The organism is Nocardia sp. NPDC051321 (assembly GCF_044455225.1).
Taxonomy (GTDB): Bacteria; Actinomycetota; Actinomycetes; order Mycobacteriales; family Mycobacteriaceae; genus Nocardia.
Genome location: NZ_JBITEM010000024.1, coordinates 73,067 through 89,159, shown reverse-complemented (window position 1 = coordinate 89,159; position 16,093 = coordinate 73,067). Strand labels below are relative to the sequence as shown.

Sequence of the window (16,093 nt, the reverse complement as noted above, 5' to 3'; positions counted from 1 at the left end):
ACCGCCGGTCAGGTCGTCCGGTGTGGCACAGCCGGTATCGAGCGAGCGATGGCGATCGCCTTACCGGTGTAGAGCAAGCCGGTCCATACATACACCGCAGTGCCCCAGACCAGTAATGCCCCGCCGAACGCCCGTCCGAAACCGCCGAGCGCCCAATCCATCTCCCCGGCCAGCAGCCAGACGAACGCGGACATCAACGCGAAGGTCGCCGCCTTGCCCAGATAGATGACCTCGGGCGGCGGCAGATCGCGCCGCTTGTAGACCGAAAGCGTGAGGGTGAGGACCAGATCGCGGCCGACGAGCAGTACCGCGACCCACCACGGGATCAGGCCGCGGATCACGAACGCCACCAGCGTCGTCACCAGGTACAGCCGGTCCACGAACGGGTCGAGCAGGGCGCCGAGGCGCGAGGACTGATCGAGCAGGCGGGCCAGCTTGCCGTCCAGGAAATCGGTCAGGCCGCTGGCGAACGCCAGCACAAACGCCCAGCCGTCGGCGTGCTCGACAAGCAGCAGCCACAGGAACAGTGGAACACCCAGCAGGCGCACGAAACTCAGGACATTCGGGACGGTGAGGATGCGGTCGTCGAAGACGCCGCCGGTGTCGGCGCGCTCCCCCGGTTCCGTAGTGCCCGATTCGGTTGTCACGCCCCGTGCTTACCGCACCGACCCCGGTCGACGCCATCCGGGCACGCCGGTTTTCCCGATATCCACGTGTAAGGATGGTTTGCACCACAGACCGGCGGTGACAGAATGAGTAGGAAATTATCTCATCTGTCGGTACGGTGAACGTCCGGTGAGCGAGAGGAAGTCATGCCCGCATTCGACTACGACGTGGTGGTGATCGGTTCCGGATTCGGCGGCAGCGTGAGCGCGCTCCGGTTGACCGAGAAGGGATATCGAGTCGGCGTGCTCGAGGCGGGCAGGCGATGGCATGCCGACGACATCCCGAGCTCCAATTGGAATGTGCGTAAGTCGATTTGGGCGCCACGACTCGGTTTGACCGGGCCACAACGGATCAGCCTGCTCGGCAAGTGCGCGGTGTTCTCCGGTGCCGGCGTCGGCGGCGGCTCGCTCATCTACGGCAACACCCTCTATGAGCCACTGGCGAACTTCTACACCGACAAGCAGTGGGCGCACATCACCGATTGGCGGGCCGAGCTGGCGCCGTATTACGACCAGGCGCAGCGGATGCTCGGCGTCGCGCCGAACCCGCGGATGACCCCGGCCGACGAGGTGATCCGCGAGATCGCCGACGACCTCGGCGTCGCCGACACCTTCCATCCCACCAATGTCGGGGTGTTCTTCAACGAGAGCGATCCTGGCACCGAGGTCGACGACCCCTACTTCGGTGGCGTCGGCCCGCGCAGGCGCGGTTGCGTGCACTGCGCGCGGTGTTTCACCGGCTGCCCCAACAACGCCAAGAACACCACCACCACGAACTACCTCTACCTCGCCGAGCAGGCGGGTGCCGAGGTGCACCCGCTGACCACCGCGACAGTGGTGCGACCGCTGCCGGACGGCGGCTACGCGGTCGAGACGCAGCGCTCGGATCGGTGGATCCGCAAGCAGCGCAAGACCTTCACCGCCGAGCAGGTGGTGTTCGCCGGTGCCGCGCTCGGCACCCAGAAGCTGCTGCACAAGATGCGCGACGACGCGGTGCTGCCGCAGCTTTCGCCGCGGCTCGGCGAGCTCACCCGCAGTAACTCCGAGGCGATCCTCAATGTGGTGAGCCGCGCGCGCCGCGACTTCGCCGAGGGCATCGCGATCACCTCCTCGATCCATCCGGCCGAGGACACCCACATCGAGGTATGCCACTACGGCAAGGGACAGAACGCGCTGTTCCCGATGTCGGTGCCGATCGTGGACGGTGGCGCGTTCCGGTTCCTGCGCTTCTTGCTGGCGATGGTGCTGCATCCGTTGGTGTTCCTGCGCAGCCTCAATGCCAGGCACGCGTCGGAGAAGTCGGTGATCCTGCTGGTCATGCAGTCGCTGGACAATTCGCTCACCTCGTTCCGCAGGCGCGGGCTGCTCAAGACGAAACAGGGCACCGGCGAGCCGAACCCGACCTGGATCCCGATGGCGCACGACATCGGGCGCCGCTTCGGCGACAAGGTGCGCGGCGATACGCACGGGCTGGTGATGGACGTGTTCAACATTCCGGCGACCGCGCACTACATCGGCGGCTGTGTCATCGGTGAAACCCCGGAAACCGGTGTGGTCGACCCGTATCAGCGGGTGTTCGGCCATCCGGGGCTGCACGTGGCGGACGGATCGGCGGTGACCGCCAACCTCGGCGTCAATCCGTCGCTCACCATCACCGCGCAGGCGGAGCGGGCAATGGCGTTCTGGCCCAACAAGAACGAGGCCGACCCGCGTCCGGAGCTCGGCGCCGCGTACCTGCGCATCGAACCCGTGGTGCCTAAACAGCCGACGGTGCCCGCCGCCGCGCCCGGTGCGCTGCGCTTGCCGATCAGTCCGGTGGATCCGCCGGTGCCCGCGAACTGAGTCACCCGGGCGGCATGCCCGGTAGGCGTCGAACGTGGCGAAACCGACACCGTGGCAGCCACTGACACCCGCTAGCGTCAGCATCGTGTCAGACAGTCCTCTCGATCTACGCTCCTATGTCCCCGCAGCGGAGGTGCGCGCCCGCGGCAAGGCCCTGCGCGACCGAGTCCCGGTCACCGCTCGTGATCGGGCGGCCGAGGGAGCGCGGCGGCCCGAGGTGCTCGACTTCATCGAGGCGAGCAACGCGGGCCGCCTCCCCCACCTGGTGCCGCTGCGGATCGGCCGGATGATGGCGTCCCCGTTCACCTTCTACCGCGGCGCGGCCGGGCTGATGGCCGCCGATCTGGCCGGTGGACCGGACACCGGGCTCACCGCGCAGCTCTGCGGCGACGCGCATGCCGCGAATTTCGGCCTGTACGGCACGCCGCGCGGCGAGATCATCATGGACATCAATGATTTCGACGAGACCATCGTCGGGCCGTGGGAATGGGATCTGGACCGGTTGGCGGCGAGCCTGGTGCTCGCGGGCCGGGAAAGCGGTGCGGGCGAGGACGACTGCCGCGCGGCCGCGCACGACGCGGCCCGCGCCTACCGCCTCGCGGCCGACCAGCTCGCCGAGCAGCCGTTCCTGGAATCGTGGAGCGCGCTGCCCGACGAGTCGGTGCTCGACCAGGCAGCGGCGCACGACCTGATCGACGACTTCAAGAAGGCCGCGAAGAAGGCGCGTAAGAACACCAGCGCCAAGGTGGTCGCCAAGTGGACCGAACACCTCGAGGACCACAAGACCGACATCAAGAAGCACCGATTCATCAGCGACCCACCGATTCTCACCCCGGTCGACGAACAGGTCGCGAACGCGATCACCGACGGGCTGCAGCGCTACGCCGACACGCTGCGGCGGTCGCGGCGCCACCTGCTCGCCCGATTCGCGGTGTCCGACATCGCCTTCCGCATCGTCGGCACCGGCAGCGTCGGCCTGCACACCTATGTCGCGCTGCTGCACGGCAACGAGGGTGAGGCGCTGGTCCTACAGATCAAGCAGGCCAGCCCGTCCGCGCTCGCGCCGTACCTGCCCGCGGCGCCGCCGAAGCACGAGGGCAAGCGAATCGTGCGGGGCGCCAGGCTTGTTCAGTCGGAGAGCGACATCCTGCTCGGCTGGACCAGCGTCGACCCGACCGGCGACGGCATCGAATTGCCGTTCATCGTCCGGCAATTCCGCAATCTGAAGGGCAGCATCGACCCGGCCGGTCTGTCCGCCGCCGACCTCGACGACTACGGCAGGCTGGCCGGCGCGTTGCTGGCCCGCGCGCATTCGCGCTCGCTCGACCCGCGCCTGCTCGCGGGCTATCTCGGCGACGACGAGCGGTTCGACGACGCGGTCGCCGATTTCGCGGTCCGCTATGCCGACCGCACCGAATCCGACCACGCCGCACTGGTCGAGGCGGTCGGGGCGGGCAAGATCGCGGCCGAACAACCGGAGTGATCTCGATACCAACACGCCGACTGTTGCCATGAGCGCGGCGAATTCGCCCGCACACCTCGTATCCTTGGCTCTGTCGAGTGTCGACGTGAAGGGCGGTCGTTAATGCTCGTGCGAGTGCAGAACGCCGCAGGCACCAATGCCGAGCGGGCGCTGATCGATTGGTTGCGCACTTGGAAGGACGCGGGCAGTCCGAAGGGCGTCGCCACGATCAACTGCAGTCTGTTCCACAAGGATCGGCTGCACCAGTTCGACGCGGTGGTGTGGACGCCGACCAGCTGCGTGGTGATCGAGGCCGAGGCGCTGGTTGCCCGGCAGGACGGCGTGCTGGAGATCCCGCTCAACGGCCAGTGGACGATCAACGGCGACCCCGCCGTGATGGAGGGCCGGGACCGGCGCACCCCGTTGGAGAAGTCCCGCGAGCACACCTTCGCGCTGCAGAACTGGCTGGCCGCACGCGGCCTCGGTCAGCGCGCGGTGCACGGACTCGCGCTGGTCGTCCCGCTGCGCGGCGCCGAGCTCCAGATCAAGCAGGCCTGGAGTGACCCGAGCTTCGACGTGATCCTCGGCGACGATCCCGGCACGCTACGGCACTACTTCGACGCGCTCGCCGAGCAGGAAAAGCACCTGTGGACGGCCAACGATGTCGCCATCGCCTTCCGCGGCCTCGGCATCCTGCCCTATCTGCCCGCCCCGCAGGAACTGCTGAACGAGGGTTTCCTCGGCCCGATCGACATCACGCTGTGGCACGGCGGCCCGAACCAGGCGCAGGCCGAGGCCTACGCGGAGGAGCTGGCGCAGGCCGAGCGCGAGGCACACCGGCCGGTCTACGCGGTCGAGGCGCCCTGGTACAGCCCGTGGAAGCTGTATCCGCGGGAGACCAGGGACATGGATTTCGGCCGCGCCTTCATGCGGATCACCCTGGCGATCGGCATGCTGATCGCCTTCGCCTGGATGCTGTGGTTCGTCATCAGCGCGATCTTGACCTACGGCCCCTGAGCCGCCTCATGCCTTGCGCGCCACGGTGATTCGGGGCAGCTCGGTGGTCGGCTCGTCGAGCACCGGCGCGGCGCGGACGGTATCGTCGGGCGCGGGCTGCGAGTCGCGTTCCACCACCAGCGCGACGTGCAGACGCGAGGGACAGCCGAGCTTGAGCATCACCTGACGCACGTGATTGACGACGGTCCACTCCGAGATCCCCAACTCGGTGGCGATCATCCGGTTGGTCATGCCGGTGGCGACCAGTCTGGCGATCTCGCGCTGCCGGTTGGTCAGTGCGGCCAGCGGGGAGATGTCCGGGTTGGGCAGCGTCGGGCCGGTGCTGGCATAGGCCACCGCGTCGGCCATCGTCATCCCCTCCGCCCGCCGCAGGATCTCGCGAAACTTGCTCTCGCCGACAGTGTTTCGATGCTCCGACGCGCGGGGTGCCCGATCACCGCCACCCAGCGGTGGTATGCCATGCGCGACTCGCAGCCGCCGAGCCGCGAGCAGCAACGTCAGCGTCGGTTCGGCGAACTCGGCACCCGCCGCGTCGTAGGCCATCGCGCAGCCCTCGAGTGCGATGATCGCTTGCAGGACTTGGGTTTCCAGGTCGGCGTCGGCCAAATTCTCGCGGTAGAGCGATTGGGCTCGATCCGCGGTCCGGCGGCCGATCTGCGTGCGCGCCAACGCGTTGAGGCCGATCAACCGCGCGGTGCTGTCCAGCCATCTGGCACGATCGCGCAGCTTGGCCAACAGCTCGGCGTCGCGCGTCGGCGGATCCGGGATGCGCAGCAGCATCAGCGCGCCCTGCAGTCGGCTCGGCCACGGCCCGCTGAGCTCGTCGGCATACCGCACCGCCGTGTCCAGCAGTTCCTTGACGGCGGCTCGCTCTCCTAGCGAGATCAACACCGCGGCCAGCACCACGCTCACCCGGGTCGCGTCCGCGTGCCTGTCGAAACGGCGATACGCCGCAATCGAATTCGTCAGCAGCTCGGTCGCCCGCTGCAACCGCCCCGACCGGGCCGCCCAGGTGCCGAGCACCTCCAGGCACAGCGGTGCCGTCACGCCAGGCGACCGGTCGCTCACTTCCAGCGCCTTGGCAAGCACCGACTCCAGCTCGGACTGGTAGCCGTGCTGGATCCACGCCGACTCCAGGTCGCCAACGAGGCGCACAGCCCGTTCCGGCCGACCCGTGTCGATCAGATGGTGCACCGCCCAGCGGAAGTCCGCCAGCTGCTTGCCCGCCGCCGCCAGCGCCGCGGCCCGATGCTCGCGCTGGTCGAATCGGGGACGGATGGCCTCGGCCAGCCGACCCAGCCGGTCCACGTGATCGTCGCGGATCACGTTGGCGCGCAACGGGTCAGCGGCGAGTACCTGGCGGCAGTAGGCGCGAACGGTGGCGAAGAGTCGATAGCCGTGTCCGTGCGTTCCGCTGGACCTGTGCTCGAGCAGGCTGCGCTGGACCAGCTCCGCCAGCGCGGTGACGGCCGCTTCCTCGCTCGTGCCGGACGCGAGGCAGGCGATGTCGGTATCGATGACCGCCTCGTACAGCGACAGTCGCAGCAGTAGGTCGAGTACCTCGGGGGTGACGTCGTCCAGGCCCCACTCGACCGCGCCGTGCAGGGTCCGGTGCCGCTCGGGCACATCCACGTAGGACAGCGTCCGCAGGTCCGCGCCCGCCCGGATGCGATCCAGGGTGCGTACCGGGCCGATCCTGGCGATCGAACCCGCCGCGAGTTCGATGGCCAGCGGCACGCCGTCGAGTTCGCGCACGATCTCGTCGAGTACCGGCCGATCGGCCACCGCCGCCGTGCCGCGGTAATGGCTGTCGATGCTGTCGAGCAGCAGCTGAGCGGCGGGTGCGGAGCCGGCGTAGTAGTCACCGGCGTCGCGGCCGGTGCGCAACGGGCGCACGCACACCACGCATTCGCGATACAGGTGGAACGGGACGCGGCTGGTCGCCACGAGGACCAGGTGCGGGCAGTGTTCCAACAGCCGGGCGACATCGGCGTTGATCCGCTCGACCACACGATCGCAGTTGTCCAGCAACAGAATTGCCGGGCCGGTACCGAATGCGTCGGCCACCGCGGCCAACGCATCAACCGGGTCGAGGCAGTGCGGTGCGGCGGCGAAGGGGCGGCGATTTACCTTCTCCAGCACCGCGTTCCACGCGCCTGCCCGATCGGTGCACGCACCTAGATCAACCAACACGACATGTTGTCCATGGAACGCGCTGTCGGACAGCGCTTCTCGAGCTAGCCTGGATTTACCCACCCCGGCGGTTCCGGTGAGCGTGAGCAGCCGGACCCGAGGATCGACGAGTAATCGACCGAGCTCGGTCAGCTCGGCGCTCCGGCCGACGATGGCCGGTAGCCGATATGTTCCGGCCAATGAAGGCCGGACGTCATCGCCCATGGGTACCTCTCAGTCACAGCCACGGCTGAGGCAACGGCACGAAATACGCCCGAGCCACGTTGCATCCAGGCCGACCGAGCCGAGAATTTCGATTGACGAACCCGAATGTTCACCGATCGAATATGACGATACCAAGACCCCGCAGCGTCGCGAGGCGTTAACCGAATCTCCGAGTTGACCTGGGGCCGCGAAGATTTCGAAGGTCACCCCCGATCCGACCGTGCGCTGCCGGATGACCATCGACTGCTCCGCCGACCCTCGGTCGGATAACAAGAACGCGTCGGTAGCTATCGTCGACCGGTGTTCGGACTACGGCAAGACACCAGCCTCGAGGGCTTGCTCCGGCTCGGCGGCATCGCGCTTGGCGGCGCTGTCACGGCGTTGGTGCCGTTGACGTTCCCGCCCGACGGCGGCCCGACGGCGTTCGATCGCGCAATCGGCACACCGATTCACGCGGCACTCGACACCCGGCCCGGCATCTACCAGGCGCTGGTGATTCCCAGCGACGCCTACATTCTCGTGCCGCTGTTGCTGCTCGCGGGCGCGTGGTTCGGCTACCGCGGCAACTGGCGGCGCGCCGCGATCATGGTCGCGGTTCCGGAACTCGCCGCCGGCCTCAATGCCGTGCTGTGGAAGCCGCTCTGGGATCGGCAGCTGCACGACTACCTTGCCTATCCCAGCGGGCACACCGTGCACCTGGTCGCGATCGCGACCACGTTCATCGTGCTCGTCGATTCGGTTCGGGCGCGGCTCAGCACGCTCGCGGTGGCGGTACTGGCCCTGCTCGCGGCGGCGGTCGGGATGATCGGACTCGACTATCACCTGCCCACCGACATCATCGGGGGTGCCGCCGTGGCCATCGCGATGGTGCTCGCGCTTTGCTGGGCGGCCCAACTACTCATCGACAACCCGAACACGGAGGCCGATGAACCGCAAGCCCTTGGTGCCGGTCGGGAAAGATGGTAGAACTTGTTCTAGTTTACTGGATGGGAGCGCGTACGGTGCGGTACGGGATTGTGTTGTTCACCAGCGATCGAGGCATCACGCCCCAGGACGCGGCGGTAGCCGCCGAGGGCGCCGGTTTCGACACGTTCTACGTGCCGGAGCACACGCATATCCCGGTGGTGCGCGCTGCGGCGCATCCGCAGACCGGTGATGCGAGCCTGCCGGACGACCGGTATCTGCGCACGCTAGATCCGTGGGTGGCATTGGCCACCGTGGCCGCCGTCACGAGCCGGATCGGCCTGTCAACGGCGGTCGCGCTGCCCGCCGAACACCACCCGATCACCCTCGCGAAAACCATCGCCTCGCTGGACCACCTGTCCGGCGGCCGAGTCAGCCTCGGCGTCGGATTCGGTTGGAACACCGACGAACTCGCCCACCACGGGGTGCCCCCGGCCAAACGTCGCACGGTGCTGCGCGAGCACCTGGACGCGATGCGCGCCATCTGGACCGACGAGGAGGCCAGCTTCGCAGGCGAGTTTGTGAACTTCGGCGCCAGCTGGTCATGGCCCAAGCCGATCCAGAAGCGGATCCCGGTGCATCTCGGCGCCGCGGGCACCGAGAAGTCGTTCACCTGGCTGGCCAAGAACGTGGACGGCTGGATCACCACCCCCACCGAAGACGGCGTGGACGCCAAGATCGCACTGCTGCACCGCATCTGGCGCGAGCAAGGCCGCGAAGGCACACCCGAGGTCATCGCCCTTGCCGGCAAACCGAACCCGGCACAGTTGGCGCAATGGGCCGAGGCAGGCGTCACCGAGGCCGTTTTCGGCATGCCCGACCGGTCAACAGACGAAGTGCGCGCCTACCTCGACCGGCTCGCCGTGAAGCTCGGCATCACCGCCTGAGCGATACGGACGCGAGAGCGGCCCGCGCGCACTCGGTACGCGCGGGCCGCTCTCGTACCGCTAGCGCAGGTCTCGCCTGCGGAAGGCGCCGATGCCTATCGCGAGCAGCGCCGCGGCGATCACCAGCAGCCAGAGCACCGGAGCCACCTGGAATTCCGCACTGGGCACCTTCGGCGGATGCACGAACGGCACCACGTCGACGATCCACTGCGGCAACCCGTCGAGCGAGCCCGCGAAGAAGATCACGAGCATGACGCTGAGAACGCCCCAGACGACGGGGGTGAAGCGGGGCACGATCCCATAGATCGCCACCGCGATTCCGGTGAAAACCCACACCGCGGGCAGCTGAACCGCCGCGGCACCCAGCGAATCGGCCAACTTACCCGCCATGTCGCCATCGGTCGCGCCGTAGACGATGCCGATGGCAAGACCGGCGAGTAGGAGCAGCAGCGCGGGACCGAGCAACGCGAAGCCGATGTGGCTCAACGCATATCGCTCCCGGCTGACCGAACCGGCCAGCGTCGACTCGGCCCGCTGGCTCAATTCCTCGTCGTGCAGTCGCAGCGTCGCCGAGAGCGAGTAGGCGGCGGCGCCCATGGCGAGCAGCGACAGCGCGAAGGTGACGAACGAATCCTGCAGCATGTCCGAGCCACCCATCCGGGTGAGCATGTCCTTGATCGAGGAGTCGTTGTCCAGCATGTCGCCGACGCTCTTGATCGCCCCGCCCATCAGCAGCCCGTACAGCAGGAATCCGATGGCCCAGATCAGTAACGAGCCGCGCTGCAGGCGCCAGGCCAACCCGGTCGGCCCGGATAGCCCGGCGGTCGCGGCCGGTGGGCCGGGCCGTTCGGCGAGCAGGCCGGACCCGGTATCGCGCCGGGTGAGCAGCCGGTACGCGGCAGCAACGGTGAGCACCGCGAGGGCAAGCAAGGGAATCAGCACCCACCAGCGTTCCTGCGCGAACGCCCGCATCTGAATACACCAGCCGAGCGGCGAAAACCAGGTCAGCACACCGTTTCCCGCGTCACCGATCGCACGCACCGCGAAAGCGGCGGCGAGTGCGCCGAGCGCGACACCGCGGGCGATCCGCGCGCCGGTGCTCACCTGGGCGGCCACCGCGGCGATCCCGGCCCAAGCCAGACCGGAACAGGCGAGCGCCGCGGAGAACGCCGCCGAACCGGCGATCGGCAGGTCGTTGCTGTACAGCATTGCGGTAGAAAGGATTCCGACGAGCACACAGCCCGTCGCGGTCATCAGCAGCGCCGCGGTGAGTCCCGCGAAGCGACCGATGCTGGTGGCGCCGACCAGTTCGGCCCGCCCGGTCTCCTCCTCGACCCGGGTATGCCGGATCACCGTGAGAATGGTGGCGATCCCGATCATCGCGAAGTACGGGCCCGCCTTCCACAACGCCATGGAGCCGATATCCGTGCTGAACACCGGCCCGTACATGGCGACGAGTGCGGGACTGTCGGTGATGGTCTTCGCGTAGTTCGCGAGATCGGCCGGCGTGCCATACACCTTCTTGGTGCTCGCGACGTAAAAGGCGGGCAGCATGCCGAACGCGATCACCCACAGCGGCAAGATGATTCGGTCGCGGCGCAGGTAAAGGCGCAGCAGCTGGCCGGTCCCCGCGAAGTCGGCCGAGCCGCGCACGGCGGGGGCGGCGTAGTGTCGGCCCGCGGCAACGCTTGTCATGCGCGCACCTTCTCCCCGCTCTTCGCCGCAGGCGCCGAGGCGTCGCCGTCGACGTGGTAGTGCCGCAGGAACAGTTCTTCCAGGGTGGGCGGCGCACTGGTCAGGCTGCGCACACCGGTGTCGCCGAGTACTCGGATCAGCTCGCCGAGATGTCCGCTGTCCACCTGGCAGCGCAGCGTCTTGCCGTCCCACTGGATGTCGTCGACACCGTCGATCCGGCCGAGATCGCCTGGGTCACCGACCAATTCGGCGGTGATCGAGGTCCGCGACAGGTGCCGCATCTCGGACAGCGACCCGCTCTCCACGGTGCGTCCGGCCCGGATGATGGTCACCCGGTCGCACAGCACCTCCACCTCGGACAGAATGTGGCTCGACAGCAGCACCGTCGTGCCGCGCTGCTTGGCCTCCTCGACGCATTCCCGAAAGACCTGTTCCATCAACGGATCCAGGCCCGAGGTCGGCTCGTCGAGCAGCAGCAGCCGCACGTCCGAGGCGAGCGCCGAGATCAGCGCGACCTTCTGGCGGTTACCCTTCGAGTAGGTGCGCGCCTTCTTCCTCGGGTCCAGATCGAAGCGCTGGATCAGCTCCTCGCGGCGCTCCTTGTTGATGCCGCCGCGCATCCTGGCCAGCAGATCGATCGTCTCGCCGCCGGACAGCGACGGCCACAGCGTGACATCGCCTGGCACATAGGCGAGCTCGTGATGCAGGGCGACCGCGTCGGCCCACGGGTCGCGGCCGAACAGTTCGGGCCGGCCGGAGGTGGCGCGCAGGATGCCGAGCAGGACCCGGATGGTCGTCGACTTGCCTGCCCCGTTGGGGCCGAGGAAGCCGTGGATCTCCCCTTCTCTGACAGTGAGATTCAGCCCGTCCAGCGCGGCGACGTGGCCGAATGTCTTACGGAGATCTTCGATTTGAATGACCTCGGACATCATTGCTCCTTGATGAAGGTGTCCAAAAGCGTGGGGTCGGTGACAAGGCCCTGGGTGTAGAACTCCAGAGCGGGGGCCGTGAGATCTTCGGTCAGCTCACGGATTGCCTTACGGAAATCGAGCTTTTCGCCGGGTTGCTGATGCATCTGCATCCAGAGCAGCGTCGCGCCGACGTTCAGCGTCATCAGGTATCTGGCACGTGCGGCCGGGTCACGGCTCGGCTTGATCGAACCGGCGTCGACACCCTGCTGGATGTAGGCCTCGGCGTCTTGAACCATGTGATCGAACAGCGACCGTGCCATCGGACCGCCCGCCTGCAGGCTGCGCACCATATAGGCGACCAGCGGTCCATACGTCTCGATCTCGGCGAGGGCGGCCAGCATGCCCTTCGCGACACTGCTCGCGGTGAGGGCCTTGACCTTCTCGTCACGGATCAGCTGCAGCACCCGCGCATCGCAGGCGGCGCGCAGGCCGTCCTTGGAGCCGAAGTGATGATTCACCAAACCCGGTGAGACGCCCGCCGCCTTCGCGATGGCACGCACGCCGACCTGGAAACCCTCGTCGCCGAAGACCTCGATGGCTGCGTCGCGTATTCGCGCCGCCGTGGTCAGATCAGTGGCGGGTCCTTGCGGTACGGGCTGTTCGTTAAACACATGTTCAATATACTAAACACTCGTTCAATCAGCCACAAGAGCCCAGTCCGGAATGTCGTGTCAACAGTCACGGTTTGGTCGGTGTGGCGCGGGCTAATGTCGAGTTATGACTACCGGCATCGCAACGACGGCGGATCACCTACGCGCGGCACTGGACGGACCGTGGGGCGAGATCCGGGAGCAGGCCCGAACTCAGCTCGCGGGCGACACCTTCGCCGGCGACTCCTACCTCGACTACAAGGCCGCCCGCGCGCGGGTGCTCGACCAGATGCGGGCCATCGCCACCATGGGCTACGCCGAGCGCGGTTTCCGCAGGGAAAACGGCGGCACCAGCGAGCCGGGCGCCGCGGTGACCGGGCTGGAGATGCTCGCATACGCGGATCTGTCGCTGTGGGTCAAGGCGGGCGTGCAGTGGGGCTTGTTCGGCGGCGCGGTGGAGAACCTCGGCACCGAGCGGCATCGCGAGTACATCAAGCGGCTGATCTCGCTCGATCTGCTCGGCTGTTTCGCGATGACCGAGTCCGGGCACGGCAGCGATGTCGCCAACCTCGAGACCACCGCGACCTATGACCCGGACACGCAGGAGTTCGTGATCCACTCGCCGACGCCGTCGGCGCGCAAGGACTACATCGGCGGTGCCGCCGAACACGCAAGGATGGCAGCGGTTTTCGCGCAGTTGATCACCCAGGGCGAGGGCCGTGGCGTGCACTGCCTGCTGGTGCCGATCCGCGACGAGAACGGCGCCGACCTGCCCGGCGTCACCACCTTCGACGACGGGCTCAAGGGCGGCCTGCCCGGCGTCGACAACGGGCGCATCGTGTTCGATCAGGTGCGCATCCCGCGGGAGAACCTGCTCAACCGGTACGCCGACGTCGAACCGGACGGGACATACAGCTCCGAGATCGAGAACCCGAGCCGTCGCTTCTTCACCACGCTCGGCACCCTGGTGCGCGGGCGGGTCAGCGTCGGCGGCGCCGCCGCGGCGGGCACCAGGGTCGCGCTGAGCATCGCCATTCGATACGCGTTGAAACGCAGGCAGTTCGCCGACCCGGACAGCGGGCAGGAGACGGTCCTGCTCGACTACCGCAGCCATCAGCGGCGGCTGCTCCCGCTCGTCGCCAAGACCTACGCGCTGGCCTTCGCGCAGAACGATCTCGTGCGCCGGATGCACCTCGTGCAGACCGGCCAGGATCTCAACCCGAGTTCGCAACGGGCACTGGAGAAGCGGGCCGCCGGTCTGAAGGTCGCGCAGACCCGCCACGCCACCCGCGGCATCCAGGAATGCCGCGAAGCATGCGGCGGCGCAGGCTATTTGACCGAGAACCGGCTCGTCACCCTCAAGGCGGACACCGACGTGTTCACCACTTTCGAGGGCGACAATGTGGTGCTCACCCAGCTGGTCGCGAAGGAACTGCTCACCGCGTACTCCGACGAGGTGCGCGATCTCGACGCGCTGGGCTGGGTGAAGTTCGCCGCCACCATGGCCGGCGACGAGGTCCGCAAGGTGACCGGTGTGCGTCAGCTGATCCAGCGGCTGCGGGACGGTTCGAACGACTCCGTCGACGAGGGCGACCTCGCCCGGCGCGCGGTGCAGCTACAGCTCTTCGCCGACCGCGAGGAATACCTGGTGCGCACCGCCGGTCATCGGCTGCGCGCCCGCGCGGAGGACACCACTCCGTTCGAGGCGTTCAACAACGCCCAGGACCACATCCTCACCGCAGGCACCGCACACATCGACCGGCTGGTCCTGGAAGCGTTCATCGAAGGCATCGAGGGGATTCAGGATCCCGAGGCCCGCGAGCTCGCCGAAACCGTCTGCGACCTCTACGTATACGCCACGCTGGAGGAGAATCTGGACTGGTACATCATGCACCGGTTCATGTCGGTCGAGCGGGCCAAGGCGGTGCGTCGCGGGGTCAACGAACTCGTCGACCGGCTGCGGCCGGAGGCACTCACCCTCGTCGAGGGCATGGGTGTCCCGGAGTCCATGCTGCGCGCGGCCATGCTGGACGACGCGAGCGTGTTCGAGCGCGGGTAGTTCCAAACCCGTTGTGCCAGCTCGATCTCAGTGCGCCCCTGCCGGTTGGCGGGGGCTCACTGGTGTACCCATGCTCCTCCCACCACGGCGCGAAGTACTCGGTCGCCGGGCTCAGGGCGCGGGTGTTGATCGGTGTTGGCCGGTCGGTGCGCTGTTCGTCGAATCCGATGTGACAGTGCGTAAGTCACGGTCGCGGGTTTCGCCTGCCCAGAGGAACGCGGTTGCCGTGCAGGCCAGCATCAGGCACAGGAGCAGGGTGATCGGGATGGTCGATGGGAAACGGTGCAGCAGTGCGACGCCGATGATCGGGGTCAGTGAGCCGCCGGCGATGGTCGCGAGTTGGTAGCCCAATGATGCTCCGGTGTAGCGGACTTCGCTGGGGAACAGCTCGGCGAAGAATGGCGCCTGTGCGCCCGTCAGCAGGCCGTGCAGGGTGAGGCCGATGGTGACGACCACGGTGATCCGCACCGCATCGCCGCTGTTGATCGAGGGTAAGGCGGCGAGCGCCCACGCTCCCGTCAGTACGGCCAGGAGCACGCTGGACATTCGTCGTCCGTACCGGTCGCCGATCGCGCCGCCGAGCACGATGGCGATGGCCTGGAAGACAGAGGCGATCGTAATTGCAGTCAGCGCAGTAGCTTTCGGCACGTGTACGACTTGAGCGAGGTAGGCGAGCAGGAAAATGCTGAATGTGTAGTACGTCGCCTTCTCCCCCACATCGGCGAGCGCTGCCATCAGCACCTGCTTGCGGTAGCGACTCACGACGATCCGTACCGGCGCTTGGCCGTCCCGGGTAGCGTTGCGCCGCTGCGCCTCCAGAAAGATCGGGGATTCTTCCACCGCGTGGCGCAGCCAGATACCCACCGCGACAAGGACTATCGAGAGCAGGAACGGGATCCGCCAGCCCCAGTCCTGGAATTCGGTAGTCGAGACGCCGAGGCCGAGGGCGGCGAGCACGCCGGTGGCCAGCAGGTTGCCCAGCGGTCCCCCCGTCTGCGGCCAACTGCTCCAGAACCTGCGGTGCGCCGCCGAGCCGTGCTCGGCGACCAGCAGCACCGCGCCGCCCCATTCCCCGCCGAGCGCGAGGCCCTGCACCAATCGCAGCAGTACCAACAGGATCGGCGCGGCGATACCGATGCTGGCATAGGACGGTATGAGACCGATGGCCACGGTCGCGCCGCCCATCAGCAGCAACGTGACGGACAGCGTGCGACGCCGCCCGAGCCGATCGCCGAGGTGCCCGAACAGCACGCCGCCGAGCGGGCGCGCGAGGAAGCCGACCGCGTAGGTGACCATCGCCAGCAGCACACCGGTCAGCGGATCACCTACCGGGAAGAAGACCTTGTTGAAGACCAGCGCCGCGGCCAGCCCGTAGAGGAAGAAGTCGTAGAACTCGATCGTCGTCCCGGCCACGCTGGCCGCCACGATCCGCGCGAAACGCGCGCCGGTGGGTGCGCCCGAATTGCCCATTGCCGTATCCCCTCGCCCGCACAAATTCCTCCCATGACTATGACACCGGTTGTGCCACGCCCCACCCTCGCCGAT

Annotated in this window: 12 protein-coding genes; 6 read left to right on the top strand and 6 right to left on the bottom strand. The window is 67.6% G+C overall.

Annotated features, from left to right (window positions below; all coding sequences use genetic code 11):
- Positions 1-8: 8 nt before the first annotated feature.
- Positions 9-647, bottom strand: a complete 639-nt coding sequence (locus ACIA8C_RS40515) for a CDP-alcohol phosphatidyltransferase family protein (protein WP_397144359.1) — start codon at positions 645-647, stop codon at positions 9-11.
- Positions 648-812: 165 nt separating this feature from the next.
- On the opposite strand from ACIA8C_RS40515, the gene ACIA8C_RS40510 reads away from it, so the two are divergent.
- The 3 genes from ACIA8C_RS40510 (at position 813) to ACIA8C_RS40500 (ending at position 4,986) form a co-directional block, all read left to right on the top strand.
- Positions 813-2,507: a GMC oxidoreductase gene (locus tag ACIA8C_RS40510; RefSeq protein ID WP_397144357.1), complete on the top strand. Its 1,695-nt coding sequence runs from the start codon at positions 813-815 to the stop codon at positions 2,505-2,507.
- An 85-nt stretch (positions 2,508-2,592) separates the two neighbouring features.
- Positions 2,593-3,990: a DUF2252 domain-containing protein gene (locus ACIA8C_RS40505; protein WP_397144355.1), complete on the top strand. Its 1,398-nt coding sequence runs from the start codon at positions 2,593-2,595 to the stop codon at positions 3,988-3,990.
- Positions 3,991-4,104: 114 nt separating this feature from the next.
- On the top strand, positions 4,105-4,986 hold the full coding sequence (locus tag ACIA8C_RS40500) for a nuclease-related domain-containing protein (protein WP_397144353.1): 882 nt from the start codon (positions 4,105-4,107) through the stop codon (positions 4,984-4,986).
- Positions 4,987-4,992: 6 nt separating this feature from the next.
- On the opposite strand, the gene ACIA8C_RS40495 is transcribed toward ACIA8C_RS40500, so the two are convergent.
- Positions 4,993-7,383, bottom strand: coding sequence for an ATP-binding protein (locus ACIA8C_RS40495; RefSeq protein ID WP_397144351.1), 2,391 nt, complete (start codon positions 7,381-7,383; stop codon positions 4,993-4,995).
- Between the two features lie 300 nt (positions 7,384-7,683).
- Between ACIA8C_RS40495 and ACIA8C_RS40490 the strand changes: the two genes are divergently transcribed.
- The gene (locus ACIA8C_RS40490; RefSeq protein WP_397144349.1) at positions 7,684-8,349 is read left to right on the top strand and encodes a phosphatase PAP2 family protein; all 666 of its coding nucleotides are present in this window, start codon (positions 7,684-7,686) and stop codon (positions 8,347-8,349) included.
- Positions 8,350-8,384: 35 nt separating this feature from the next.
- Positions 8,385-9,233 carry an LLM class F420-dependent oxidoreductase gene (locus tag ACIA8C_RS40485; RefSeq protein ID WP_397144385.1) on the top strand — a complete coding sequence of 283 codons (849 nt, stop codon included), beginning with the start codon at positions 8,385-8,387 and terminating at the stop codon, positions 9,231-9,233.
- Between the two features lie 60 nt (positions 9,234-9,293).
- Here ACIA8C_RS40485 and ACIA8C_RS40480 read toward each other — a convergent pair whose 3' ends face one another.
- The 3 genes from ACIA8C_RS40480 to ACIA8C_RS40470 are packed head-to-tail and all read right to left on the bottom strand — an operon-like array spanning position 9,294 to position 12,510.
- The gene (locus tag ACIA8C_RS40480; RefSeq protein ID WP_397144347.1) at positions 9,294-10,928 is read right to left on the bottom strand and encodes an ABC transporter permease; all 1,635 of its coding nucleotides are present in this window, start codon (positions 10,926-10,928) and stop codon (positions 9,294-9,296) included.
- The gene (locus ACIA8C_RS40475) at positions 10,925-11,857 is read right to left on the bottom strand and encodes an ATP-binding cassette domain-containing protein (protein WP_397144345.1); all 933 of its coding nucleotides are present in this window, start codon (positions 11,855-11,857) and stop codon (positions 10,925-10,927) included. Before ACIA8C_RS40475 ends, ACIA8C_RS40480 begins: the two co-directional genes overlap by 4 nt.
- Positions 11,857-12,510 (bottom strand): TetR family transcriptional regulator, encoded by a 654-nt coding sequence (locus tag ACIA8C_RS40470; RefSeq protein ID WP_397144343.1) that lies wholly within the window; start codon positions 12,508-12,510, stop codon positions 11,857-11,859. The genes ACIA8C_RS40475 and ACIA8C_RS40470 overlap by 1 nt, the downstream gene beginning before the upstream one ends.
- A 106-nt stretch (positions 12,511-12,616) precedes the next feature.
- Between ACIA8C_RS40470 and ACIA8C_RS40465 the strand changes: the two genes are divergently transcribed.
- A complete protein-coding gene (locus ACIA8C_RS40465) occupies positions 12,617-14,548 on the top strand; it encodes an acyl-CoA dehydrogenase (RefSeq protein ID WP_397144341.1) in 1,932 nt (643 codons plus the stop codon).
- 111 nt (positions 14,549-14,659) lie between these two features.
- Here the strand turns inward: ACIA8C_RS40465 and ACIA8C_RS40460 are convergent, their stop codons facing one another.
- On the bottom strand, positions 14,660-16,018 hold the full coding sequence (locus tag ACIA8C_RS40460) for an MFS transporter (RefSeq protein WP_397144339.1): 1,359 nt from the start codon (positions 16,016-16,018) through the stop codon (positions 14,660-14,662).
- Between the last annotated feature and the right edge of the window lie 75 nt (positions 16,019-16,093).

What these genes read in the sequence shown, in the direction of transcription:
- ACIA8C_RS40510 (WP_397144357.1), top strand. Translation starts at nt 813, where the DNA reads ATGCCCGCATTCGACTACGACGTGGTGGTGATCGGTTCCGGATTCGGC.
- ACIA8C_RS40495 (WP_397144351.1), bottom strand. Translation starts at nt 7,383, where the DNA reads ATGGGCGATGACGTCCGGCCTTCATTGGCCGGAACATATCGGCTACCG.
- ACIA8C_RS40480 (WP_397144347.1), bottom strand. Translation starts at nt 10,928, where the DNA reads ATGACAAGCGTTGCCGCGGGCCGACACTACGCCGCCCCCGCCGTGCGC.
- ACIA8C_RS40475 (WP_397144345.1), bottom strand. Translation starts at nt 11,857, where the DNA reads ATGTCCGAGGTCATTCAAATCGAAGATCTCCGTAAGACATTCGGCCAC.
- ACIA8C_RS40465 (WP_397144341.1), top strand. Translation starts at nt 12,617, where the DNA reads ATGACTACCGGCATCGCAACGACGGCGGATCACCTACGCGCGGCACTG.
- ACIA8C_RS40460 (WP_397144339.1), bottom strand. Translation starts at nt 16,018, where the DNA reads ATGGGCAATTCGGGCGCACCCACCGGCGCGCGTTTCGCGCGGATCGTG.